The sequence below is a fragment of the Solicola agrisoli genome (genome assembly GCF_049059935.1).
Taxonomy (GTDB): Bacteria; Actinomycetota; Actinomycetes; order Propionibacteriales; family Nocardioidaceae; genus JAURVT01.
The window spans coordinates 28,603-51,700 of record NZ_JBMGQR010000016.1 but is presented as its reverse complement, the minus strand read 5'-3'; the positions used below and the strand labels follow the sequence as shown (position 1 = coordinate 51,700).

The 23,098-nt window shown below is 73.4% G+C and carries 29 protein-coding genes; 4 read left to right on the top strand and 25 right to left on the bottom strand.

Going from position 1 to position 23,098, the window contains the following annotated elements:
• The 25 genes from fliP to ACI6PP_RS08305 all read right to left on the bottom strand — a co-directional run bounded on the left by fliP (position 1) and on the right by ACI6PP_RS08305 (position 19,619).
• On the bottom strand, positions 1 to 861 hold the full coding sequence (fliP, locus tag ACI6PP_RS08425; RefSeq protein ID WP_421110756.1) for a flagellar type III secretion system pore protein FliP: 861 nt from the start codon (positions 859 to 861) through the stop codon (positions 1 to 3).
• Positions 858 to 1,307, bottom strand: a complete 450-nt coding sequence (gene fliO, locus ACI6PP_RS08420) for a flagellar biosynthetic protein FliO (protein ID WP_421110755.1) — start codon at positions 1,305 to 1,307, stop codon at positions 858 to 860. The genes fliP and fliO overlap by 4 nt, the downstream gene beginning before the upstream one ends.
• Entirely contained in the window at positions 1,307 to 2,014 is a 708-nt protein-coding gene (fliN, locus tag ACI6PP_RS08415; RefSeq protein WP_421110753.1) for a flagellar motor switch protein FliN, read from the bottom strand. The genes fliO and fliN overlap by 1 nt, the downstream gene beginning before the upstream one ends.
• Positions 2,011 to 2,958 carry a flagellar motor switch protein FliM gene (locus ACI6PP_RS08410; protein ID WP_421110751.1) on the bottom strand — a complete coding sequence of 316 codons (948 nt, stop codon included), beginning with the start codon at positions 2,956 to 2,958 and terminating at the stop codon, positions 2,011 to 2,013. The genes fliN and ACI6PP_RS08410 overlap by 4 nt, the downstream gene beginning before the upstream one ends.
• Positions 2,959 to 3,072: 114 nt before the next feature.
• A complete protein-coding gene (locus ACI6PP_RS08405) occupies positions 3,073 to 3,510 on the bottom strand; it encodes a flagellar basal body-associated FliL family protein (protein WP_421110750.1) in 438 nt (145 codons plus the stop codon).
• Positions 3,507 to 4,418: a flagellar motor protein MotB gene (locus ACI6PP_RS08400; protein WP_421110749.1), complete on the bottom strand. Its 912-nt coding sequence runs from the start codon at positions 4,416 to 4,418 to the stop codon at positions 3,507 to 3,509. Before ACI6PP_RS08400 ends, ACI6PP_RS08405 begins: the two co-directional genes overlap by 4 nt.
• Before the next feature lie 2 nt (positions 4,419 to 4,420).
• Positions 4,421 to 5,188: a motility protein A gene (locus ACI6PP_RS08395; RefSeq protein ID WP_421110747.1), complete on the bottom strand. Its 768-nt coding sequence runs from the start codon at positions 5,186 to 5,188 to the stop codon at positions 4,421 to 4,423.
• Positions 5,188 to 5,466 carry a flagellar FlbD family protein gene (locus ACI6PP_RS08390; protein WP_421110746.1) on the bottom strand — a complete coding sequence of 93 codons (279 nt, stop codon included), beginning with the start codon at positions 5,464 to 5,466 and terminating at the stop codon, positions 5,188 to 5,190. Before ACI6PP_RS08390 ends, ACI6PP_RS08395 begins: the two co-directional genes overlap by 1 nt.
• Positions 5,467 to 5,577: 111 nt before the next feature.
• Complete coding sequence (locus tag ACI6PP_RS08385) at positions 5,578 to 6,423, bottom strand: flagellar hook-basal body complex protein (RefSeq protein ID WP_421110744.1); 846 nt, start codon at positions 6,421 to 6,423, stop codon at positions 5,578 to 5,580.
• Positions 6,424 to 6,500: 77 nt separating this feature from the next.
• Positions 6,501 to 6,950, bottom strand: coding sequence for a flagellar hook assembly protein FlgD (locus ACI6PP_RS08380; protein ID WP_421110742.1), 450 nt, complete (start codon positions 6,948 to 6,950; stop codon positions 6,501 to 6,503).
• Between the two features lie 7 nt (positions 6,951 to 6,957).
• Positions 6,958 to 8,247, bottom strand: coding sequence for a flagellar hook-length control protein FliK (locus tag ACI6PP_RS08375; protein WP_421110740.1), 1,290 nt, complete (start codon positions 8,245 to 8,247; stop codon positions 6,958 to 6,960).
• Positions 8,244 to 9,230, bottom strand: a complete 987-nt coding sequence (locus tag ACI6PP_RS08370) for a transglycosylase SLT domain-containing protein (protein WP_421110739.1) — start codon at positions 9,228 to 9,230, stop codon at positions 8,244 to 8,246. The genes ACI6PP_RS08375 and ACI6PP_RS08370 overlap by 4 nt, the downstream gene beginning before the upstream one ends.
• Positions 9,227 to 9,676: a flagellar FliJ family protein gene (locus ACI6PP_RS08365; RefSeq protein ID WP_421110737.1), complete on the bottom strand. Its 450-nt coding sequence runs from the start codon at positions 9,674 to 9,676 to the stop codon at positions 9,227 to 9,229. The genes ACI6PP_RS08370 and ACI6PP_RS08365 overlap by 4 nt, the downstream gene beginning before the upstream one ends.
• Positions 9,673 to 10,986, bottom strand: a complete 1,314-nt coding sequence (locus ACI6PP_RS08360; RefSeq protein WP_421110735.1) for a FliI/YscN family ATPase — start codon at positions 10,984 to 10,986, stop codon at positions 9,673 to 9,675. The genes ACI6PP_RS08365 and ACI6PP_RS08360 overlap by 4 nt, the downstream gene beginning before the upstream one ends.
• Complete coding sequence (locus ACI6PP_RS08355) at positions 10,983 to 11,687, bottom strand: FliH/SctL family protein (RefSeq protein WP_421110733.1); 705 nt, start codon at positions 11,685 to 11,687, stop codon at positions 10,983 to 10,985. Before ACI6PP_RS08355 ends, ACI6PP_RS08360 begins: the two co-directional genes overlap by 4 nt.
• Positions 11,671 to 12,687: a flagellar motor switch protein FliG gene (gene fliG / locus ACI6PP_RS08350; protein WP_421110731.1), complete on the bottom strand. Its 1,017-nt coding sequence runs from the start codon at positions 12,685 to 12,687 to the stop codon at positions 11,671 to 11,673. Before fliG ends, ACI6PP_RS08355 begins: the two co-directional genes overlap by 17 nt.
• On the bottom strand, positions 12,684 to 14,291 hold the full coding sequence (gene fliF / locus ACI6PP_RS08345) for a flagellar basal-body MS-ring/collar protein FliF (RefSeq protein ID WP_421110729.1): 1,608 nt from the start codon (positions 14,289 to 14,291) through the stop codon (positions 12,684 to 12,686). The genes fliG and fliF overlap by 4 nt, the downstream gene beginning before the upstream one ends.
• Positions 14,291 to 14,617, bottom strand: coding sequence for a flagellar hook-basal body complex protein FliE (gene fliE / locus ACI6PP_RS08340; protein ID WP_421110727.1), 327 nt, complete (start codon positions 14,615 to 14,617; stop codon positions 14,291 to 14,293). Before fliE ends, fliF begins: the two co-directional genes overlap by 1 nt.
• A complete protein-coding gene (locus ACI6PP_RS08335) occupies positions 14,614 to 15,009 on the bottom strand; it encodes a flagellar basal body rod protein FlgC (RefSeq protein ID WP_421110725.1) in 396 nt (131 codons plus the stop codon). The genes fliE and ACI6PP_RS08335 overlap by 4 nt, the downstream gene beginning before the upstream one ends.
• Complete coding sequence (locus ACI6PP_RS08330) at positions 15,009 to 15,365, bottom strand: flagellar basal body rod protein FlgB (RefSeq protein ID WP_421110723.1); 357 nt, start codon at positions 15,363 to 15,365, stop codon at positions 15,009 to 15,011. Before ACI6PP_RS08330 ends, ACI6PP_RS08335 begins: the two co-directional genes overlap by 1 nt.
• A gap of 148 nt (positions 15,366 to 15,513) precedes the next feature.
• On the bottom strand, positions 15,514 to 15,822 hold the full coding sequence (locus ACI6PP_RS08325) for a hypothetical protein (protein WP_421110721.1): 309 nt from the start codon (positions 15,820 to 15,822) through the stop codon (positions 15,514 to 15,516).
• Between the two features lie 2 nt (positions 15,823 to 15,824).
• Positions 15,825 to 16,196: a flagellar export chaperone FliS gene (fliS, locus tag ACI6PP_RS08320; protein ID WP_421110719.1), complete on the bottom strand. Its 372-nt coding sequence runs from the start codon at positions 16,194 to 16,196 to the stop codon at positions 15,825 to 15,827.
• Positions 16,197 to 16,206: 10 nt separating this feature from the next.
• A complete protein-coding gene (fliD, locus tag ACI6PP_RS08315) occupies positions 16,207 to 17,745 on the bottom strand; it encodes a flagellar filament capping protein FliD (RefSeq protein WP_421110717.1) in 1,539 nt (512 codons plus the stop codon).
• 108 nt (positions 17,746 to 17,853) lie between these two features.
• Entirely contained in the window at positions 17,854 to 18,636 is a 783-nt protein-coding gene (locus ACI6PP_RS08310; protein ID WP_421110715.1) for a flagellin N-terminal helical domain-containing protein, read from the bottom strand.
• Between the two features lie 113 nt (positions 18,637 to 18,749).
• Entirely contained in the window at positions 18,750 to 19,619 is an 870-nt protein-coding gene (locus tag ACI6PP_RS08305) for a sigma-70 family RNA polymerase sigma factor (RefSeq protein ID WP_421110713.1), read from the bottom strand.
• A 217-nt stretch (positions 19,620 to 19,836) separates the two neighbouring features.
• On the opposite strand from ACI6PP_RS08305, the gene ACI6PP_RS08300 reads away from it, so the two are divergent.
• Genes ACI6PP_RS08300 through fliW form a run of 4 tightly spaced genes read left to right on the top strand, consistent with a single transcriptional unit; the run spans position 19,837 to position 23,048 of the window.
• Positions 19,837 to 20,352 carry a flagellar protein FlgN gene (locus ACI6PP_RS08300; RefSeq protein ID WP_421110711.1) on the top strand — a complete coding sequence of 172 codons (516 nt, stop codon included), beginning with the start codon at positions 19,837 to 19,839 and terminating at the stop codon, positions 20,350 to 20,352.
• A complete protein-coding gene (gene flgK / locus ACI6PP_RS08295; protein ID WP_421110709.1) occupies positions 20,352 to 21,710 on the top strand; it encodes a flagellar hook-associated protein FlgK in 1,359 nt (452 codons plus the stop codon). Before ACI6PP_RS08300 ends, flgK begins: the two co-directional genes overlap by 1 nt.
• A complete protein-coding gene (locus ACI6PP_RS08290) occupies positions 21,710 to 22,600 on the top strand; it encodes a flagellin N-terminal helical domain-containing protein (protein WP_421110707.1) in 891 nt (296 codons plus the stop codon). Before flgK ends, ACI6PP_RS08290 begins: the two co-directional genes overlap by 1 nt.
• A gap of 10 nt (positions 22,601 to 22,610) precedes the next feature.
• Entirely contained in the window at positions 22,611 to 23,048 is a 438-nt protein-coding gene (gene fliW / locus ACI6PP_RS08285) for a flagellar assembly protein FliW (RefSeq protein WP_421110706.1), read from the top strand.
• Positions 23,049 to 23,098 lie beyond the last annotated feature (50 nt).

Genomic DNA, 23,098 nt, shown 5'->3' with positions numbered 1-23,098 from the left:
CTACCCCGACCCGCCCGCGTAGCTGCCGACGAGGGACTTGATGATCAGGCCCCACCCGTCGACGAGCACGAACAGCAGCAGCTTGAACGGCAGCGACACCATCACCGGCGGCATCATCATCATGCCGAGGCTCATCAGCGCCGCGCTCACGACGATGTCGATGACCAGGAACGGGATGAAGATGACGAAGCCGATGATGAACGCCTGCTTGAGCTCGCTCAGGATGAACGCCGGGATCAGCGTGGGCAGCGAGGTCTCCGCCCGCGTCTCGGGCTGGGGCCTGTCCGCGACCTTGTAGAGCATCTGCAGCTCGTCGTCGCCGGTCTGCTTGAGCATGAACTCCTTGAGCGGCTGGACGCCGTCCTTCATCGCGACGGTCTGGCTCTTGGTGTCGTTGAGGTAGGGCTGCAGGCCGTCCTTGTTCATGTCGGACAGCACCGGCGCCATGATGAACACGCTGAGGAACAGCGCCAGGCCTGCGAGCACCTGGTTGGGCGGGGTCTGCTGCAGGCCGAGCGCGTTGCGCGTCAGGCCGAGCACGACCAGGATCTTGGTGAAGCTCGTGCAGGTGAGCACGATCGCCGGGGCGAGCGACAGCAGCGTCATGCCGAGCAGCAGCACCACCGGGGTGCTGGGGGCCTTGGTGAGGTCGCTGCCCTCGGGCAGCTCGACCGTGACGCTCGGGCCGTCGGGACCGTCGGGCTTCACGGGCCCCTCGGCCGTCGGCACCTGGACCGACGAGACGACGTCGGCCGGCGCGGCGTCGGCCGGCGACGTCCCGAGCACGACCACGCCCAGCGCGAGGGCGAGGGGGAGCAGCAGCGCGACGACCAGCGTGCGCGCCAGGGCGGCGGGACTCATGCCGGCCTGCCGCCACGGGTGGCCGTCCAGGCGTCGCGCCAGGTGCGGGCCGACAGGATCGATCCGCCGAGCGCACCGGGCTGCCGGGAGCGCGTCGGGCTGGCGGCGTGGGCGCCGCGCGTGACCGTGGTGCCACGCGGGGCGGTCGTGTCCACGACCACCGACGGCGCGGCCTCGGCCGCGGCCTGGGCCTGGACGTCGTCGAGCGTCTCGGGGTCGAGCTCGGTGAGCAGCTGCACCTGGTGCTCGGACACGCCGAGCACGAGCACGCGGCCGCCGACCGTGACGACGGTGACCGACGCGTTGCGGCTCACGGCCTGGCGGCCCACGACGCTGAGCAGCGAGGTCGAGCCGCCCAGCTTGCGCTGGCTGACCCGGTAGAGGAACCAGACGAGGCCGAGGACGACGGCGAGCGACAGGACCAGCCGGACGACGAGCTCGGCCATCAGGAGGCGGCCGGGGGGAGGATCTCGGTGACGCGGAGGGCGAAGCTCTCGTCCACCACCACGATCTCGCCCCGGGCGACGAGGCGTCCGTTGACGAGCATGTCCGCCGGGCTGCCGGCGGCACGGTCGAGCTCCAGGACGTCGCCGGGTGCGAGGTCGAGCAGCTCGCGGACGGTCATCCGGGTGCGACCGATCTCGACCGTCACCTGCATCTCGACCCCGTGCAGCATGGCGATGCCGGGACCGGTGGACGTCACGGGCGCCGGGGCGGCGGTGACCGGGGGCAGGGAGACGACGACGGCGGCGTGCGTGCTCGCACCGTCCACGAGCGGGACGCCGAGCGCGCCGGGGCCGGCGAGCGAGGCCACCTCGTCGGGCGAGACGCGGCGGGCGGGTCCGGCGGTGGAGCCGACGGCGGCGGCCGCGGCGTCGAGCGCCGGCTGCACCGCGGACGCGAGGTCGAGCTCGCCGATCGGGCTGGAGGCGAGGGCGTCGACGAGCGCGGACTGGACGAGCACGGCGACGACCGTCTGCTCCGACCCGTCGAGGGTCGCGACCGCGGCAGCGGTGAAGCCGCCGGCGGCGAGGAGCGCGAGGGGCTGCGGGGTGCCGACGGCGAGCTCGACGGCGGAGGGCAGGACACCCGCGGCCGCGGACGCGGCGTCGAGCGCCGCCTGCGGGGACGTGGGCGGGGCGAAGGTGGTCATGCGGGCTCCTGGGAGGTCGGGGCGATGACGAGGCAGGCGAGCGACTGCCCGCGGGTGCCGGGGGTTCCGTGGGCGAAGAGCACGTCGCCGCCCATGACGTCGAGGGGTGCGTCGGCGGGGTGCTGCAGGCGGACGACGTCGCCGACCTGCAGCCCGACGAGCTCGTGGGGGGCGACGGTGGTGGGGCGGCAGCGCACGCCGACGTCGAGGGGGACGTCCTGGATGCTGCCCGCGAGCCGGACGGCCGCCTCGTCGCGGGACGCGCGCTCACGCTCGGACAGCTCGCCGCTGCGGCCCTGGGCCGACAGGTGCGGCAGCAGGGAGGCGAAGGGGAGCGCGAGCGTGGTGGTGGTCTCGCGGTCGCCCTGGCGCAGGGCGAAGGTGGCGACGACGAGGACGGTGACGTTGGGCACCAGGTGCGCCAGGCGCGGGCGGAAGGACACGCCGGCGAGCGCGGGGGTGGTGCTGACCACCGGGTCGAGCGACGAGCGGAGCTCCTCGAGCAGGGCGGCCATCAGGCCGGACACCACGGCGGTCTCGATCTCGGACAGGGAGCGGTCGGGCTGCTCGCCGCGGCCGTGGCCGCCGAGCAGCAGGTCGACCCAGGTCATCAGCGCCTCGAACGGCAGCTGCCAGATCGCCGGCTGCGCGAGCGGCTCGAGCGACACCAGGCTGAGGTGGGTCTGCTCGTCGAGGGTGTCGACGTACTCCACGTAGGTCATCTGCTCGAGCGAGCGCAGCCCGACCTGGCAGATGGTGCGCAGCGACGTCGTCAGCACCGTCGCGGCTTGACGGGCGAAGCCCTCCAGGCAGCCCTCGATCACGCGGGCGTGCTCGCGCGACAGCTGGACGGGTCGGCTGAAGTCGTAGGGGGCGACCCCGGTCGGCGCGAGCCGGCCGGACAGCACCGCAGAGCGGCCGGAGGGGGTGCCTGAGAACGTCACGGAACCCTTGATCGGCCCGGGCCGTCCGGACCTGAGGTGAAAATGTCGACGTTCTCGCCCGGAACGTCCGGTTCCCGCGCGCGGGCCCCGGACGACCGGCGTCCCGAGGCCGGGCTACTGGGTCACGAAGTCGGTGAAGTACACGTCCATCACCTCGTGGTGGTAGCGCTTCTCGAGGCGCTCGAGCAGCTCGGCCTTGAGCTTCTGGCGCTGCACCGGCTGGACGAGCTCCTCCATCGGACGACCGCTGAACAGCTCGATCGCGCTGTCGAGGGCCTTGCTCCCGTCGAGGGCCTCGTGGGCGTCGGCCGTGGCCTGGATCGCGAGACCGACCTTGAGGTAGTGGCCGCCCGCGAGGTTGATCTGGATCGGCTCCATCGTGGTGACCTCGCCCGGCTCGGGCGGGGGCTCGGCACCCGCCGGCTTCAGCATGAACCACCAGGCGGCGGCGGACCCGATGATGAGGACCGCCATCACCACCACGAGCTTCTTGCGGCTGCGGGGCTTCTCGGCCGCCTCGCCCTCGGGCGGGGTCAGCGTGGTGACGCTCATCGTTGCCTCCTCTTCCTCTCCTGCTCGAGCACCTGGGTGAACAGGGCCCGCGTCTCCTGGGGTGCGTCAGAGAGCACCGTGATGTCGACCCGCTTGTTGACCCGGGCGGCGGACGGGTCGTCCGGGTCCACCAGGGGGATCTCGTCGCCGTGCGCGACCGCGGTCAGGCGCTTGCCGGGCACGCGTCCCACGTCCTGCATGCGGCGCAGCACCGTGGTCGCCCGGGCCGCCGACAGCTCCCACTCGGTGGGGAAGAACCGGGGCTTCACCGCGACCTGGTTGGTGTGGCCGGCCACCTCGAGCTGGTCCGGCACACCGGCGAGCGCGCCGGCGAGGGCGTCGGTGACCCGCACGCCCCGGCGGGTCAGCTCGGCCCGGTCGGCCGCGAAGACCACGTGCTCGGAGACCATGCTCAGCGTGAGCCCCCGCTCGTCGAGGACGATGCGGACGTCGTCCTGCAGGCCCTGGGCCCGCAGCGCGGTGCGGACGCGTCGCTCCACGGCGGAGAGCCGGCGGACCTCGGCGGTCGCCTCGGTCGTGCGCGACTCGGCCTGACGCTGGTTCTCGGCGCGGACGGCGGCGGCGTCGGCCTCCGGCGTCGAGGAGGTCGCGACGTCGTCGGCCGCGTCGGCCCCCGACGGCTTGAGCAGCGGGGCGGCGGGGTCCATCGGCGTGGACGCGTCGGCCATGATGCCGTCGGCGCCCTGGAACGCCGAGGTCGTCTCGCCGAACCCCGACGTCGTGCCGGTCTTGAGCTCGTCGAACTTCTTCTGGTCCACCTGGCTGATGGCGAACATGACCACGAACAGCACCATGAGCAGCGTGATCATGTCGGCGTAGGAGATGAGCCAGCGCTCGTGGTTGACGTGCTCCTCCTCCAGGTGCCGCTTGCCGCCTCGCGCGCCCACGGCTACGCCGCCTCGACTTCGCGCTCGTCCGCCGGGATGAGCGAGCGGAGCTTCTGGGCGACCACGCGCGGGTTGGCACCGGCCTGGATGGCCATGACCCCCTCGACGATGATCTCCATCCGGGCCACCTCGAGGTCGCCGAGACGCTTGATGCGGTTGCCGATCGGCAGGAAGATCAGGTTGGCCGAGAGCACGCCCCACAGGGTCGCGACGAAGGCCGCGGCGATCAGGTGACCGAGCTCGTCGGGGTTCGACAGGCTCTCGAGCACGTGCACCAGGCCCATGACGGTGCCGACGATGCCGAAGGTGGGGGCGTAGGCGCCGAGGTCGTTGAAGAACTTGGCCTCCTGCTTGGTCGAGCGCTGCTTGGCGAAGATCTCGGACTCGAGGATGTCGCGGGCCTCCTCGGGGTCGGTGCCGTCGACGGTGAGCGTGATGCCGCGCTTCAGGTAGTCGTCGTCGAGGTCGCGCGAGGCCGACTCCAGGGCCAGCAGGCCCTCGCGGCGGGCGCGCTCGGCCAGCGTGACGAGCACGGGGACGAGCTCGTTGGACGGCTGGGGCTTGGTCGTGAAGGCGGTCTTGAGCGAGACGGCGGCGGCCTTGGCGTCGGCCATGGTGCCGCCGGCGACGGACGCCAGGATGCTGGCGCCGAACACGAGGATCATCGGTGCGGGCAGCAGCAGCGCGGCGGGGTTGCCGCCCTCCATGATGTTGGAGACGACGATGATGACGGCGCCGACGCCGATGCCGATCGCGGTTGCCGGGTCCATCACGCCTCCCCGTGGGGGAAGCGCAGGACGCTGCCGTCCTGCTGGGCCTGGGCGCGGCGCACGACCGTGTCGCGTCCGGCCTCGAGGTCCGCGGCGAGGGCGAGCACGCTGCTGCGGAAGCCGCGCACGGCGTCGACGACCTCGTCGAGGCTCTCGCGCACCAGGTACTTCGTGCCGTCGAGCAGCGTGATGACCGTGTCGGGGGTCTGGTCGACCCGCTCGATCAGGTCGGCGTTGAGCGCGAACGCGCCGCCGTTCAGGCGGGTGAGCGTGACCATGGGTTGCACCATCCTTGTGCTGTCGTCCGGCCGTCCGTGGCCAGTCGGGTAACTGATCGGCAAGCAGGTCCCCGACCTGAGGGGTTCTCGCCCTCAGGTCGGGGCCGGTCGTCAGCGCTTGATGTTGACGAGCTCCTCGAGCACCTGGTCCGAGGTGGTGATCACGCGCGAGCTGGCCTGGAAGCCGCGCTGGGCCACGATCAGGTTGGTGAACTCCTGCGCGAGGTCGACGTTGGACATCTCGAGCGAGCCCGCGGTCAGCACGCCGCGGCGGTCGGTCCCGGGGGGACCCACCTGGGCGCCGCCGGAGTTGGCGCTGGGACGGAACGAGGTGCTGCCGATCTTCTCGAGCCCGGCGGGGTTGGCGAAGTCGGCGACGGCCACCTGCGCGAGCGAGCGCTGCGAGCCGTCGGCGAACTTGCCGGTGATCATGCCGTCCTTGCCGATCGAGTAGGACGTCAGCGGGTTCGCGCCGCCCTGGTTGACGATCGCGGGCAGACGGATGTCGCCGACGCCGGCGCCGAGGTTGCCCTGGCCGTCGGCCATGTAGCCCTGGACGATGTTGCCGTCGGGGGTCGTCAGGTTGCCGTCGGCGTCGAAGCGGAACGCGCCCGCGCGGGTGTAGACGTCCTCGCTGCCGTTGTTGGTCACGAAGAAGCCGTCGCCGTTGATCATCAGGTCGGTCGGGTTGTTGGTGATCTGGGTCGAGCCCTGCGTGAAGCTGGTCGTGGTCGAGGCGAGCTGCACGCCGAGGCCGACCTGGATCGGGTTGGTGCCGCCGCGGCCGTTGCCGGGACCCGAGGCGCCGGTCAGCGCCTGGCTCAGGGTGTCCTGGAAGACGGTCTGGCTGCTCTTGTAGCCGGCGGTGTTCGCGTTGGCGATGTTGTTGCCGGTGACGTCGAGCATCGTCTGGTTGACGCGCAGGCCGCTGATGGCGGCGAAGAGGGAGCGAAGCATGGTGGTGGTCCTCTCGAGGTGGCCGGGACGCGGTCGCGGACTGGCCGGTGGTGGGTCGTGCGGGCGGTGGTGCGGTCTCAGGCGGTGGTGCCGGACGGCTTCGTGGCGGTGACGGCGGTGACGTCGTTCATCGAGACGTCGGTGCCGCCCACGCTCAGCACGGGGCCGGCGGAGGTGAAGCTCACGGTGTCGACGACGCCGGTGGCGGTGCTGCCGTCGGGCTGGGGGTAGGACACGGTGCGGCCGACGAGGCTGCTCGCGCCGAACGCCAGCTGCGCGGCCAGCGACTGCTGCGTCTGGTCGGCCACCTGCTCGAGCTTCTCGAGCGAGGTGAACTGCGCCGTCTGCGCCATGAACTGCGCGGAGTCGGTCGGGTTCATCGGGTCCTGGTACTTCAGCTGCGCGACGAGCAGCTTCATGAACGTGTCCTTGTCCATGGCGGTCGAGGACGTCGGCGTCGTGGTGCCGGCCGCCGCGGTGGACGCGGTGGCGGCGCCCGAGGCGGCGGGTGTCACGGAGATCGGCATCAGGGCCTCACAGGGTCAGGTCGAGCGAGCGGGTGGACGTGGGGGCGGTGCGACGCGGCACGGGCGGCTCGGGCGCACCGGGTGACCCGGCGAGGCCGGGGCCGGTCTGGTGGCCGCGGTCGGGCGAGCGCTCGGAGCCGGGTCCGGTCTGGCCGGTGGGGCCCCCGCCCTGGTCGGCAGCGGCGCCGAGGCCCGAGCCGGTGGGGGCGGGAGGAGCGGGCGTCGCGGGCGTCCCGGTGGGCACGAGCTCCTTGACGACGATCTGGCCCGCGGTGGCGCCGACCGTCTCGAGCATCTGCCTCAGCTCGGACGACCCCTGGCTGAGGTGGTGGCGGGCCTGGGCGCCGGCGGTGAGCACGACGTCGACCGAGCCGTCGCGGACGGTCATCGTCACCCGGACCTCGCCGAGGTCCAGCGGGTGCAGCCTCAGCACGAGGCGGTGCACGCCCTCGCCCTGCGAGACAGCCCGGGCCACCACGGGGAGCACCTGGGCCGTGACCGGGTCGCGGGGCACCGGGAGCGCGACGGCGGACGGCACCGTGGGCGCCGCCGCCTGCACCGGTGCGGCGACCGCCGCGGGCACGGTGGTGGCCGGGGTGGTCTGGGTCGGGACGGCGGTGGCGGCCGGGGCCGCGGTGGCGTCGGCCGCGGTGTCCTGGCGGGAGGAGTCGGGGGCGTCGCCCGGGGCCCGGGGGTCGGCGGCGACCGGCAGGTCGGCGCCCGGGAGGGGCGGAGCCGGCGACGGGACGGCGTCGCCTGCGGGCACGGCCGCGACGGTGGTGAGGGCCGTGGTCGTCGTCGGCGCCGCGGCAGCCACCGGCGTGCCGACGGGCACCGCACCGGTCGGTGCGTCGGCGTCGGCCACGGGGTCCGCGGTCTCGCCGGGCACGACGGCCGGGGTGGCGACCACGACGGCCTGCAGGACGGCGGGCTGCAGCGGCAGGAGCGAGGCGGCGGCCGGCGCCAGGGCGTCCGTGCCGGGCGCGGCAGCGGTGTCCGCGGCGGGCTCGGCGACGTCGTCACCGGGCTCGGACGGCAGGTCGGGTGTCGCAGGGGCGACCTCGCCGGGTGCCGTCGCGGCGACGTCCGGCGTCGTGGCGGCCGGGGGAGCGGCGGCAGGGACGGGCGGCACGGGACCGGGCTGCGCGGCGACGGGCACCGCGGCACCGGGCAGCGCGCTGCCGGCCAGCTCCCCGAGGAGCAGCGCGGCGAAGCCCGGGGTCGCGCCCGAGGTGCCGGCCGGGGCTGCGGCGACGACGCCGGTGCCGGCGGACGTGGGTGCGGAGGTGACGTTCACGAGAGCCGCTCCTGGTGGGCGAGGACGTTGCGGACGTACTTCTGCGTCTCGGCGTAGGGCGGGATGCCGTCGTAGCGACGCACCGCACCCGGTCCGGCGTTGTAGGCGGCGAGGGCGAGGTCGACGCGGCCGAAGTCGCCGAGCAGGTCCTTGAGCAGACGGGCGGCGCCGTCGACGGCCTGCGCCGGGTCCATCGAGTTCGTGACGCCGAGGCCGCGGGCGGTCGAGGGCATCAGCTGCATCAGGCCGCGCGCCCCGGCCGGGCTCACCGCGTCGGGCCGGAAGCCGGACTCCTGCTTGGCCACGGCGGCGAGCAGCGTCGGGTCGACGCCGTACCGCGCGCCGGCGGACCGGAACAGCTGCGCGTAGGGGACGTCGCCGAGCGAGCCGCCCGACGTCGAGCGCGTGCCGACCGCGCCGGTGGACGCCGACTCCGGCAGCACCCGGCGGATGGCCGTCGGGGTCTCCGGCACGTCGGCGACGCGGACCTTGAGGCCGGTGCGCGGCGCCTCGATCATCTTGCCGTTCCCGATGTAGATGCCGACGTGGTTGACGGGGCTGTTGAAGGCGAGGATGTCGCCGGGCTGTGCCTCGGCCATGCTCGCGACCGGACGCCCGGCCTTCGCCTGCTGGTACGACACGCGGGGCAGGTCGATGCCGTGCTGCTTGTAGACCAGCTGCACCAGGCCGGAGCAGTCCAGGCCCTTGTCGGGGTTCGTGCCGCCCCAGACGTAGTCGATGCCGAGGTACTTGCGCGCCGTCGCCACCACCGCGTCGCCGCCGGTGGAGCCGCCCGCCGGCACGTCCGTCGTCGGGCCGACCGAGGACGGCCCGCTGCCCGCCGCGGCGCCGGACGCGGCCATGGCGCGCGCGAAGTCGGCGCCGCTGGTGGTCGTGCCGGTGGCCCGGGCGCGCTGCGGCGACAGCAGCTGGATCTGGCTCTCGATCTGCTGGATGCGGCTGGTCACGGTGTCGAGGCTCATCGGCGCAGCTCCCGGCGTCGGCGCATCCATCCCTGACCGGCGACGTCGTCGAGGTCGCGGTCCTCGGCGCGGCGTCGCTCCGTCGCGCGCACGTCGGCACGCCGCTGCAGCAGGAGCTCGACGGCGCGCAGGCGGGTGCGGTCGTCCTGCCAGCGTCCGCGCGACTCGACCGTGAGGCGGTCGGCGGTCTCGGCCGAGGACCGCGCCTCGTCGCAGGCGTCGGCCATCTGGGTCGCGACGGCGCGGGCGGCGAGCAGCTGTGCGCCGGTCCCGCTCTGGAACGCGGGCAGCATGGCCAGCCGGGCACGCGCGGCCTCGGCCGCGGCGTGGCGCTCGGCCTGGGTGGTCAGGGAGTGCTGCAGGCCGATCAGGCTGTCCTGCTCGCGCACGCCGCGGACGCGCTCGACGGCGCTCAGGCCGTCGTCCTCGCGGGGCCGGCGGGTCATGCGGCACCCACCAGGTGGTGCAGGGCGTCCCAGGTCTCGGCGGTGCCGCCGCGCTCGTCCAGGCCCTGGCGCAGGAACGCGTCGATCTGCGTCATGAGGGCGATCGCACGGTCGGCGGTGGGCTCGCTGCCCGGTGCGTAGGCGCCGATCTCGACCAGCTCGCGCACGTCGCGGTGGGCGGCGAGCAGGGTGCGCAGCTCGGTGGCGTCGGCGCGCTGCTCGGCCGTGCTCACCGTGCCGGCGACGCGTGACACCGACTCGAGCACGTCGATGCTGGGGTAGTGGCCCGACGTGGCGAGGCGTCGCGACAGCACGACGTGGCCGTCGAGGATCGAGCGGGCGGTGTCGCCGATCGGGTCCTGCATGTCGTCGCCCTCGACCAGCACGGTGTACAGGCCGGTGATGCTCCCGACGGGCGCCGGTCCGGCGCGCTCGAGGAGGCGGGGCATCAGCGCGAACACGCTGGGCGGGTAGCCGCGGGTGGCCGGCGGCTCGCCCGCCGAGAGCCCGATCTCGCGCTGCGCCATCGCCACGCGCGTCAGGCTGTCCATCATCAGGACGACGTCCTCCCCGCGGTCGCGGAAGTACTCGGCGATGCGGGTGGCGGTGAAGGCGGCGCGCAGGCGCTCGACGGGAGGCGCGTCCGAGGTCGCCACGACGACCACGGAGCGGGCGAGGCCCTCGGGGCCGAGGTCGTTCTCGACGAACTCGCGGACCTCGCGGCCTCGCTCGCCGACGAGGGCGATGACCGAGATCGCGGCCTCGGAGCCGCGCGCGACCATCGAGAGCAGCGTCGACTTGCCGACGCCCGAGCCGGCCATGATGCCCAGACGCTGGCCGCGCCCGCAGGGCACGAGCGCGTCGAGCGCCCGCACGCCGAGCCCGACCTGGCGGTCGACGCGCTGACGGCTCAGGGCGGCCGGGGCGTCGTTCTCGACCGGCACGTGCGGCAGGTGGGCCAGGGCCGGACCGCCGTCGACGGGGCGGCCGAGGCCGTCGAGGACGCGACCGCGCAGGGCGTCGCCCACGGGGATCGTGAGCGGCCCGCCGGTGGTGCGGGCCCGTGCGCCGACGCGGACGCCGCGCAGCGACGACAGCGGGAGGGCCACCTGGCCCTCGAGGCTGCTCGCGGCCACCTCGGCGAGGACGGTGCGTCCGGGGGCGTCGATCTCGACGAGGTCGCCGACGGCGGCGTCGGTGCCGCGCACCAGCACGTGCAGGCCCTGCAGCTCGGCCACGCGGCCGTACCGACGGGGGCCCGCGGCGTCCAGGGCAGCGCCGACGCGCGACGTCGTGAGCGTGCCGGTCATGCGAGCGCCTCGCGGACGCGGGCGAGCGCCGCGGTGATGGTCGCGTCGACCACGACGTCGTCGTCCTCGGCGACCGCGTCGGCGACGCCGAGCGTGCGGTCGGGAGCGACCTGCACGCCGTCGGCCGCGAGGGCGTCGACGTCGAGGGTGGCGACCGCGTCGGGGTGCAGACGCAGCCGGACGGTGGACCCGGCGGGCACCAGGTCGAGCGCGCGGCGCACGGCGAGACGTGCGGCGTGGTCGACCGTGGACAGCTCGGCACCGACCACGGCCTCGGCGACCGCCAGGGCCACCTCGACGGCGCGGTCCTCCACGGCCCGCACGGTCGGCTCGGCGGCGCGGGCCGCGTCGACCGCGGCCGCGGTCAGCGCGGCGACGACGCGGGCGTGCTCCTCGTCCTGCGCACGGGCGGTGCGGGCGCGCTCGGCGGCGACCTCGCAGGTCACCTGGGCGGCGGCCTCGGCGGCGGCGCGACGACCCTCGGCCCAGCCGGCCGCGTAGCCCTGGGCCCGGGCGGCGGCCTCGGCGCGTGCGGCCAGGTCGGACAGCAGGGACTCGGTGACGACGTCGCCGACGACGTCGCCCGAGCCGAGTCGGGTCCACCCGCCGGCGCGCAGCTCCCCGCGGCGGGGGGCCTCCTGCACCAAGCCGGCGTCGAGGTCGCGCAGCACCAGCGTGCGCGGGTCAGGCGATGAGCTCATCGTCGTTCCCCCTCCTCACGACCAGCTCGCCGGACTCCTCCATCTCGCGGATGACCCGGATGATCTTCTGCTGGGCCTCCTCGACCTGGCTAACGCGCACCGGGCCGAGCAGGTCGATGTCCTCGACCAGCGCCGTCGCGGCGCCCTCGGAGAGGTTCTGCACGACCTTCTGGCGCACGCCGTCCGGCACCCGCTTGAGGGCGACGGAGAGGTCGGCGGGCTCCACCTTGCGCAGCAGCATCTGCACCGAGCGGTCGTCGAGCGTGACCAGGTCCTCGAACAGGAACATCCGGCTGCGGACGAGCTCGGCGAGCTCGGGGTCACGGCTCTCGAGCGCCTCGACGATGAGCCGCTCGGTGCCGCGGTCGGAGCGGTTGATGATGTCGACGATGGGGTCGATGCCGCCCACGGTCGCGGTGTGGTCGTCGGGCTGCAGCAGCGAGGACATCCGGGCGGACAGCCGGGAGTCGACGGCACGCAGGATCTCCGGACGGCAGCGCTCCATCACCGCGATGCGGTGCGCGACGTCGGCCGCCAGGGCGGGGTCGAGCGCGGCCAGGACGGCGGTGGCCTTCTCGCTGGTCATGTGGGCGAGCACGACCGCCACGACCTGCGGGTGCTCCTGGGAGATGAACGAGACGAGCTGGAGCGGGTCGGTGCGGTGCAGGAACTGCAGCGGGCGGTGCACGGCGGCGGCCTGCACGCGGGCCATGATCGCCTCGGCACGGTCGTGCCCGAGGGACTGCTCGAGCATGCTCCGGGCCACCTCCGGGCCGCCACGGGCGACCACGGCCTGGGTCCGGGCCATCTGCCCGAACTCGTCGACGGCGATCGTCGCCTCGTCGGCGTCGACCGCGCCGAGGCGGGAGATCTCGGCGGTGAGGAGCTCGACCTCGGCCTCGTCGAGGCGCTCGAGGATGCGCGAGGACGCGCCGCGCCCGAGCTGGACCAGGAGGATCGCGGCCTTGCGCAGGCCCGCGGGATCCGTCGCGACGCTCATGGCTTGGTGTCCACGAGCCAGCCGCGCAGGAGCTGCGCGATCTCCTCGGGCTGACGCTCGACGAGCGCGGCGATCTCGTCGCGCGTCGCCGCGGACGGGCCGCTGCCGGCGGGCAGGCCGCCGAGCGGGATCGCCGTCGTCGGGGCGGCGGAGGTCAGGGCCTGCTGCTCGCGCTCGAGCGCCTCCTGGCGGAGCTGCTCCACCACGTAGGTCGAGGCCTCGATCCGCTCCTCGTGCTGGCGGCGGCGGCGTCGCCACCACAGGCCGAGGACGGCGATGACGGCGAGCACGATCGCGGCGTTGCGGCCCCACTCGACGTACCGGCCGCGCGTGGCGGCGGCCTCGGCGTCCGCGAGGTCCTTGGCCGCGGCCTTCTCCGCGGTGCGGTCGAACGCCATCGTGTTGACCTCGACGGTGTCGCCGCGCGCGGTGTCGATGCCGAGCGCGGAGACGACCATGTCCTCGATGACGCCGGCGTCGGCGGGACGCACCTTCTGGCTGTCGAGCACGATCGCCGCGTGCAGCTTGGAGATGTTGCCCGGGGCCGCCTGGCGGCGCTCCACGGTCTTGCCGAGCGCGTTGTCCGCGGTGCGCTGGGTCTTGCGGTAGGTCGAGCCCTGGCCGTCGGTCCCCGTGGCGTTCTCGGTGTCGAGCTGGCCGTCGGGGCCCACCACGCCACCGGCGCCGTCGGCCGCGGCACCGTCGTAGTTCTCCGTGCTGCTCGTCTCCGACAGCGTGAGGTCGTCGGGGTTGGCGAAGTAGCGGGTCGAGTCGGTGACGGTGTTGTCGAAGTCCAGGTCGGCGGTCGTCTGCACCGAGGAGTTGCCCGGACCCACGACGCGGTCGAGCATCTTCTGCAGGGCGGTGCTCATCTTGGTCTCGTAGGCCTGCACCACCTCGGCGCGGTCGCCGCCGCCACCGGTGCCGCCCTCGTCACCGGGGGAGTTGAGGACCTTGCCGGTCGAGTCGGCGACGGTGACGTCCTCGGGCTTGAGCCCCTCGACGCTGGACGAGACGAGGTAGACGATCGCGCGGACCTGCTCGCTCGACAGGGTCTCGCCGGCCCGCGTCTTGACCAGGACCGAGGCGGTGGTGGGCTTCTGCTCGTCGGCGAAGACCTCCTCGGCGGGCATCGCCAGGTGCACGACGGCGGTGTCGACGCCGTCGAGGCCGCCGATGGTCGCGGCGAGCTCGCCCTCCATCGCGCGCTTGTAGCCGGTGCGCTCCTGGAACTGCGACGTCGACAGGTCCTGCTCGTCGAGGATGCTGTAGCCGTCGGACTTCTGCGTCGGCAGCCCCTCGCCGCTCATCGCGATGCGCGTGGGGTAGACGAGGTCGTTCGGCACCATGATCGTGGTGCCGCCGCCGGTCAGCTCGTAGGGCGTGCCGTCGGCGTCGAGCTTCTCCACGACCGCGGACGCGTCCTCGGTCGAGATGTTGGTGTACAGCGGGCTGTACGACGGCGTCGAGACCCAGCGGTAGAAGAACACGCCGGCGACGAGCAGGACGACGAGTCCGCCGACCACGGCCGCCTTCTGCGCGCCGGTGAGTGCGCCGAAGCGCTGCTGGAGGGGGGCGAGACGCCCCATGAGCTGCTGCTTCATCAGACAGGCATCCGCATGATCTCGGTGAACGCCTCGATGGCCTTGTTGCGCACCGCGGTCGTCAGCTGGGTCGTGGTCGCGGCCTCGGTGGCCGCGATGGTGTAGTCGTGGATGTTGGTGAGCTTGCCGGTGGCGGCCTGCACGGCGAGGTTGTCGGCCTTGTCGTTGACGGCCTCGAGGCGGTCGATGGCGCCGGACAGCTTGGCCGCGAAGTCGCCGCCGATCGAGCCGGCGCCCGAGGTGGCACCGCCGCCCGCGACGACCGACGAGGTGTCGGCGACCGGCGGGACGTACGGGGTGAACCCGGAGATGGCGGGGATGCTCATGCGCCCCTCCCGATGGACAGCGCGCTGGAGTAGGTGTCCTGCGCGTTCTTGACCACGGCCGCCTGGGCCTGGAAGCCGCGCTGCGCCATCACGAGCTGGCTCATCTGGCTGGCCATGTCGATGTCGGGCATGCGCACGTAGCCCTCCTCGTCCGCGAGGGGGTGGTCGGGCTGGTAGGTGAGGCGACCGACGGGGTCGCCGGCGGACTCCGGTCCGACGGTGACGCCGCCGCCGGCGGCCGAGCGGGCGCTGACGAACCGGGCCTGGAAGGCGGCCTGGTCGGTCGAGCGGACGGTGTTGACGTTGGCGATGTTGTCCGAGAGCGCGTCGAGCCAGCGCTGGTGCATGGTCAGGCCGCTGCCCGCGATGTTCAGCTCGGAGAAGGCGCTCATCAGGCACCACCGAGGACGGTCGTCACGCGGGCCGTCCGGTCGCTGACCGCGCGGGTCATCATCTGGTACTGGAACAGCGACTGCGTCGCGGCGAGCGTCTCGGTCGCGAGGTCGACGTTGTTGCCGTTCGGGCCGACCGGGGTGGAGCGGGCGCTCGTGGTCGGGCTCACCTGGCCGAGGGTCATCGAGCCCTCGGACACCGCGCCCTGGAGGGCCGTCTCGAACTCGACCTTGCGGGCGGTGAACCCCGGGGTGTCGATGTTGGCGATGTTGTCCGCGACGACGCGCTGGCGGGCGGACAGCCCGTCGAGCGCGGTGCGGATCGTCGCGGAGACGGCGTCCTGGGTGAACGACATGGATCGGTGCTCCCCACATGGGCAGGAGACGCCGATCCTTCGGCGAGGGGCGAGCGATCCGTCGCTCACCCCTTTGTTCGGTCGGCCCCTGGCGATCCTGAGGAATCGCGAGGAGATTTCTCGGCCGATCTCGGCCGGCGGGCGGCCGTCAGGCGGAGACGTCGAGGAACGCCGGCCCGGGGGCGGCCCGGGTGGCGGCCGAGACGCGCGAGACGACGCCGATCTGGCGGCGGGTGCCGAGGGTGGCGGCGGTCAGACGCTCGGCCACGTCCACCTGCCGCCGCAGGAGCGCCTGGGCCCGCTCGACCATGCGGTCGGGGATGGGGGCGGACATCAGGGGCGGGTACCAGGCCGGCACCGGGTCGTCGTCGCCGTGCAGGACGCGCTCGGCGGCGTCGACCGACACCTCGAGGTCGTCGAGGGCCTCGGCCCAGGCGGCGTCCCAGTCCTGGTCCACGATCAGGCCACGACGGCGTGCGCGGCGGCCTCGTGCCAGATGTCGGCGACCTGCGTCGCGATCGACAGGCACCCGCGGGTGACGCCGACGTCGCGCTTGACGTTGGCCTGGACGAGCTCGGTGAACAGCCAGTCGTAGATCGCCAGGAGGTTGGCGCCGCCGGGGCAGGCGTCGGCGTCCAGGCTGCCGGACAGCTCGGTGACGATGTCCTGCGCGTGCAGCAGGAAGACGCGGGCGGCGCCGTGGTCGGCACGCTCCTGGGCGTCCATCGCCCGCTCGACGTCGAGCCGGAGCCGGTCGACGAGCAGCAGGAGCAGCGACGGGCCGCTGGCCGTCGTCACCATGTTCGACATGTAGGCCTGACGCGCGTTCATCGGTCCTCCGTCATGAGCTGGAGCTGGAGAGCTGGGCGAGCTGGCCCGAGAGCCACTGGGACTGGTTCTGGAGCTTGCTGAGGGACACCTCGAGCGCGGCGTACTGGCGCTCGAGGGACTGCTGGCGGGTGGACAGGCGCTGGTCCCAGGCGTCGATGGCCGAGGTCAGGCCGCTGACCGTCCGGTTGCGGCCGGCCGTCGCGGTCGTCAGCGAGCCGTCGCTGCTGTTGCTGGCGCGCTCGGCGAAGGCGGCGAGGCGTGCCGCGAAGCCCTGGGTCAGCGTCAGGACGCCGGAGGCGTCCCCGTCGACCGAGACCGACAGGCCCTCGCCGCGTCCGGTGCCGGTGCGCACCGGACCGGTGCCCGTGGTGGGGAGCCCGTCGACGAGCACGGTGTCGCCGCTGACCGAGACGGGGTGCGTGCCCGGTGTCGCGCGCCAGCCGGCGCCGGCGAGCGAGACGGTGCCCGACCCCGACCAGCTGCCGCTCGCCGCGAAGGCGGCGGCCGTGCCGGCCGGGTCGGCGGTGGCCTTGGCCGTGAACGCGGCCTCGTCGAAGGTCAGGGTGCCCTCGCGGGTGAGCTGGACGCCGTAGGTGGCCATCGACGTGCCCGCCGGGTTGGCGCCCACCAGCGACAGCAGCTGGTCGCGCAGGTCGCGCACGCCGGCGTCGCCGGACAACGGCCCCTTGGCCTTGGTGACGGCGTCGTAGGAGGTGGAGGTGCGGATCTGGGCGAGCACGGCGTTCGCGGCGTCGACCATCGTCTTGACGGCGGTGGTGAGCGACGCGGTGTCGGCGGTGACGGCGACGTCGACCACGGTGCCCGGCGCGGTGCCCGAGGCGACGGTGAGGTCGAGGCCGGCGAGGACGCCGGAGAAGGTGTTGGTGGCCGAGTGCAGCGTGTCCGAGCCGATCGTGATCGCGGCGTCGCGGCCGGCGGTGACGGTCGAGCCGCCGAGCAGCTGGCCGCCGGCGGAGTCGGTCACGCTGAAGGCCGAGGCGTCGCCGGTGGTGGTCGACTCGAGACGGAGCCGCAGCGAGCCGTCGTCGAGCCGGACGGTGGAGGCGCGGACGCCTGTGCCGGCGGAGTTGACCGCCGAGACGAGGCCCGCGAGGGTGCCGTCGCCGGTGTCGACCTCGGTGACCGTCCCGGTCGAGGAGACCAGGCGGATGCTCGTGGAGGGGCCGGTGACGACGTCGGTGGACGCCGCGGTGGACGCCATCTCGAGCCGGTGCTGCCGGGCCGTCTGCTGCACGGTCACCGAGGTGGTGCCGGGTGCGGCGTTGCCGGTGACGGTGGCGGTGAGCCCCGTGCCGGAGGTGGAGGCCTTGACGGGGTTCCACGACGTGAGTCGCGACAGGCCCCCGGCGGCCGTGGCCAGCGCGGAGACCTTGGCGTTGAGCGCCTGGAGCGAGGTGATCGCCGACTGCTCGGCGACACGCTTGTTCTTCAGGAGGGTCTGCGGCGCGGCCTCGACCTGCATCAGCTTGCTGACGATGGCCGTGGTGTCCAGGCCGCTGACGAGACCGGAGATGCTCGAGGTCGCCATCGGTTCCTCCTGTCTGGCGCCGGTGCCGGACGCGGGTCCGACGGTGGGGTGCGGCGACGCCGCGGCGAGGCCCCGAGGCCCCGCCGCGACGTCAGGTCACCGCGTCGATCACTGCAGGAGACGCAGCACCGACTGCGAGGCCTGGTTCGCCTGGGCCAGCATCGCCGTGCCGGCCTGCGACAGGATCTGCGAGCGGGTGAACGAGACCATCTCCTGCGCCATGTCCGTGTCACGGATCCGGCTCTCGGACGCCGACAGGTTCTCGACGGCGACGCTGAGGTTGTTGATGGTGTGCTCGAAGCGGTTCTGCAGGGCACCGAGGTCGCTCCGCTTGGTCGACACGGCGGTGATCGCCGTCTGGACCGTGGTGCTGTCGGTGATGACCGCGGCCGAGACGTCGACCTTGCCCAGGCTCACGTCGATGGTGTCCGTGCTGGCGTAGCCCACCTGGAACGTCGAGGTCGCGGCGGTGGCCGGGAACAGCGAGACGCCGTTGAACGTCGTGTTGTCCTGGATCCGGCCGATCTCGGTCTTCAGCGCGTCGAACTCCGCCGACAGGGCGGCCTTGGACTCGGTGTTCTGCGTGCCGTTGTTGTTCTGCACCGAGAGCTCGTTCATGCGCTGCAGCATGGAGTGGACCTCGGTGAGCGCGCCTTCAGCCGTCTGGACGACGCTGACGCCGTCCTGGGCGTTGCGGCCGGCGACCTTGAGACCGCCGACCTGGGAGCGCAGGCCCTCGGAGATCGACAGACCGGCGGCGTCGTCCGCGGCGCGGTTGATGCGGAATCCGCTGGACAGCTTCTCCAGCGACTTGGACATCTGACCGTCGGTGACCGAGAGGTTCCGGTACGCGTTCATCGCGGCGATGTTCTGGTTGATGCGAAGACCCATGATGTTTCCTCCTTGAAGTGGATCACGAGCCCGTCCGTGGGCCCGTCTGGTGTCAGGATCGGCCGGGGATCGGCCGACCTGAGATTTTCTGCGAGAAGTTTTTCTCGCGACCGTCAGGCGGACTGCGCGACGGCCACGGGGGCCGGCGCGGCGAGCCGCTCACGGAAGCTGCGGTGGGCGGCGACCTCGGCGAAGTAGGACTCGCGTCGGCGTGCCGCGCACCCGTCGGGGCGTGCCGCGGACGGGACCATCTCCGGTGCCAGCGCGCTGTTCATGCCGTCCTTGAGCAGGGCGAGCGCCTCGGCCCGCATCTGCGAGACCCGTGACTCCGAGACCCCCAGGTCGGCGGCGATGTCGGCCATCGAGCGGTCCTGGAGGAACCAGCCCTCGACGACGGTGCGCAGACGGGTGGGGAGGGTGTCGACGGCGTCGCGGAGGTAGGCCATCTTCTCGCGCTGCTCCAGCAGCACGTCGGCACCGGGGGCGCGGCGGGACACCAGGCCGTCGACCTGGTCGTCCTCGAAGGTCTGCATCGACAGCACGACCGAGCGGGAGACGTCGTCGGCGTGGGAGGCCAGCTCGCGCAGGCTCAGCCCGGTGGCGGCGCTCAGCTCGGCGTCGGTGGGGTTGCGACCGATCTGGCCGGCGACGCGGCTGCGGGCCTCGTCGATCTCGCGGGCCCGACGACGGACCGAGCGGCTCGCCCAGTCCAGACCGCGCAGCTCGTCGAGCAGGGCGCCGCGCACCCGGATCGAGGCGTAGCGGGCGAAGCTGACGCCGCGCTCGGCGTCCCAGGCACGGGCGGCGGCCACGAGGGCGGCCAGGCCGGTGCCGGTGAGGTCGTCGCGGTCGACGTGGCTGGGCACCCGGGAGTGCAGGTCGCGCACCAGGTGACCGACGAGCGGCATGTGCTGGCGGACGAGGTCGTCGACGTCGACCTGCGTGGCCGGGTCCGAGACGACCGGCTGGCTGAGGAGGTTCACGTAGAGAACTCTGACGTGCTGTCAGTCATCTGGATGAGAAACGCTCAAGAAAAATACTCAAGAATGGTGATTCCGGTCCGAGAGGGCTACTCCACCGGGGGGAGAGGTGGCCCGAACGGGCTACTCCGAACCGTGGAGGACCCGGGAACGGGGCGATCTCGACAGTTCGTCGACCCGGGTTCCTCAGGTCTGGGACCGACCGGTCGATCGTGCTCTCATGGTGATCCTGACCGAGGAGGTGCGAGGGACCGTGTCGATGGAAGAGCTGTCGTCCGTGCTCTGGCACGAGAGAGAGCTGCTGGACCTGCTCGTCTACAAGCTGGAGACCGAGCAGCTGATCCTGGCGAGCGGCCGCACCCGGCACCTCGGCCGGGCGGCGCGCGAGGTCGAGACGGTGCTGGACGAGATCCGCGCCGCCGAGCTCAGCCGCGCGGTGGGCCTGGCGGCCGTCGTGGCCCAGCTCGGGCTGCCCGACGACCCGAGCCTGCGCCAGCTGGTCGAGCTGGTGCCCGAGCCCTGGTCGTCCATCCTCGCCGACCACCACGAGTCGTTCACCACCGCGATGGCCGAGATCACCACCCTGGCCGAGTCGAACCGCGACCTGCTCAGCGCCGGCCACCGCGCCATCCGCGAGACGCTCGCCGCGATGCAGGACGTCGACGGCCCCACCTACGGCTCCGACGGCTCCACCGAGACCTCGCGGCGCAGCCGCAACATCGACCGGAGCATCTGATGGCCGGCTCCTTCGCCTCGCTCTCGACGGCGCTGTCCGCGCTGCGTCACCACCAGGTGGCCATGGACGTGGCGTCGGGCAACGTGGCCAACGCCGGGACCGAGGGGTACTCGCGCCGACGCGTCGTGGCCGAGGCGGCGGGCGCGCCGGCCGTGCCCGCGCTCTGGTCGCGCTCGATCGCCGGGGGTGCCGGGGTCACCACCGCGGCGGTCGACCGCATCGTCGACCCCTTCCTCGACGCGCGGGGGCGCGTCGAGCACGCCCACGCCCAGCAGCTGTCGACCACGGCCTCCTCGCTCGGACGGCTCGAGGCCTCGCTCGCCGAGCCGGGCGTCAACGGGTTGTCCACCGCCCTCGGTGCGCTCAGCGGCGCCTGGGCCAAGCTCGCCGACGCCCCGAACGACACCGCCGCCCGGGCCCAGGTGCTCGAGGCGGCCCGGACCGTGACCTCCACCCTCGGCGCGCAGGCCCGTGCCGTCGGGTCGGAGTGGACCGCCCAGCGCGAGTCCGCCACGCAGCTCGTGGGGCAGGTCAACGACCTGGCCACCGAGCTGGCCGCGGTGAACCGCAGCATCCAGGCGTCCACCGACGGCACCGACGCCGCGACCCTGCTCGACCAGCGCGACCAGCTGACGATGCGTCTGTCCGAGCTGACCGGTGCCGGCGTCCTGCACGAGGCCGACGGCACCGCCACCGTGCGCCTGGGAGCCGCGACGCTCGTGGGCGGCAGCACCGCGCGGACGCTCACCGTCTCGGGCGCCACGACGATCACCGGCCAGGCCACCGACCCGGTCTCGTTCGCGGTCGACGGGACGGCCGCGACCGTCCCCAGCGGATCGCTCGGCGCCACGGCGTCGCTGCTCGGCACCGGCATCCCCGGGCACCTCGCCGCGCTCGACCAGGTCGTCGCCGGCATCGCGTCGGCGGTCAACACGGCGCACCAGGGCGGCAAGGACCTCGACGGCGCACCGGGCGGCGCCTTCTTCACCGGCACGACCGCGGCGACCCTCTCCGTGGCGATCACCGACCCGCGTCAGGTGGCCGCCGCGGGCAGCACCCAGGGTGCGTTCGGCAGCGGCAACGCCGACGTGCTGGCCGGGCTCGACGTGTCGACCGCCTACCGCGCGTTCGTCGGGACGGTCGGCGCCCAGGTCGCCTCGGCCGACCGGGCGTCTGCGACCCAGTCCGGTCTCGCCGCCCAGGTGGACGCGTCGCGCGAGGCCGTCTCGGGCGTCAACACCGACGAGGAGATGGTCAACCTGCTCACCTCGCAGCGCGCCTACGAGGCCGCGGCCCGCGTCATGTCGACGCTGGACTCCGTGCTCGACACGCTGATCAACCGGACCGGAGCCCGCTGATGACCACGCCACGCATCACCCAGCGCCTGATGATCGACCGCTCCGTCGGCACGGTGCACGCGAGCCTGGGACGTCTGGCGGTCGTGCAGGAGCAGCTCGCGACCGGCAAGACGATCAACCGGCCCTCGGACTCGCCCACCGGCACCGCGGCCGTGCTCGCACGCCGTCAGGAGCTGCGCGAGGTCGAGCAGAACGCCGCCAGCGCCGCCGACGGCGCCGACTGGCTCGCGCAGACCGACTCGGTGCTGCAGGGCGCGCTCACCTCGGTGCGCCGGGCTCAGCAGATCACCCTGCAGGGCGCGAACAGCGGCTCGATCGGCCAGGGCGGGCGCGACGCGCTCGCCGCCGAGGTCGACCAGATCCGCAACCAGCTGCTCGGCGAGGCGAACTCGACGCGGCTCGGCCGCCCGCTGTTCGGCGGCACGACCGACCAGGCCCGTGCCTACGACCCGACCACCGGGGCCTACCTCGGTGACGCCGGCGCCGTCGAGCGCACCGTCGCCGCGGACGAGCGCGTCCGGGTCGACGTCTCGGGCCCGCAGGCCTTCGGTGACGGCGCCGACTCGGTCTTCGCCGCGCTCGAGACCCTCGCGGCCAACCTCCGCACCCCCGGAGCGTCGCTCTCGGGCGACCTCGACGCCATGAACGGGGCCCTCGCGCGCATCTCGGGCGCACTGACCGACGTGGGCGCGCGTGGCACGCGCCTGGAGAAGGTGATCGACGTGGCCGCGAGCCGCAAGCTCGACCTGCAGGCCCGGATCTCCGACGTCGAGGACATCGACCTCGCGGAGGCCGCCACCGAGCTCGGCCTGCGTGAGATGGCCTACCAGGCCGCCCTCGGCGCCACCGCGCGCGTGCTCCAACCGTCCCTTGTCGACTTCCTGCGCTGAGAGGCCCATCGTGCTGACCCTGTCCCCGCTGCCCCCCGCCCCCACCACCGACGACGACTTGCCGGTGCTCAGCCTGGTGGAGCCGATCCTCGGCTTCCCCGAGCACCGCCGGTTCGCGCTCGTCCAGCTCGACGACGCCGGGCTCACCTGCTCGCTGCGGTCGCTCGACGAGCCCGACCTCAGCTTCCTCGTGGTGCCGCCCGGGCCGTTCTTCCCCGACTACGCGCCCGAGGTGGAGGACGACCTGGTCGCCTCGCTCGGCATCGAGGACGGCGACCCCGTCGTCACGGTCGTGCTGGTCAACGCCGGGGCGGACGCGTCCGCGCCGACGGCCAACCTGCTGGCCCCGGTGGTGGTCAACCACCGGACCCGTCTGGCGGCCCAGGTGGTCCAGCAGGGCGACCTGCCGGTGCGCGCGCCGCTGTGGCCGGACGCGTCGGACGACTGACCGCCCGTCCGCACAGGTAGCGTGGGCTCCTCACGAGGAGGTGGGTAGCG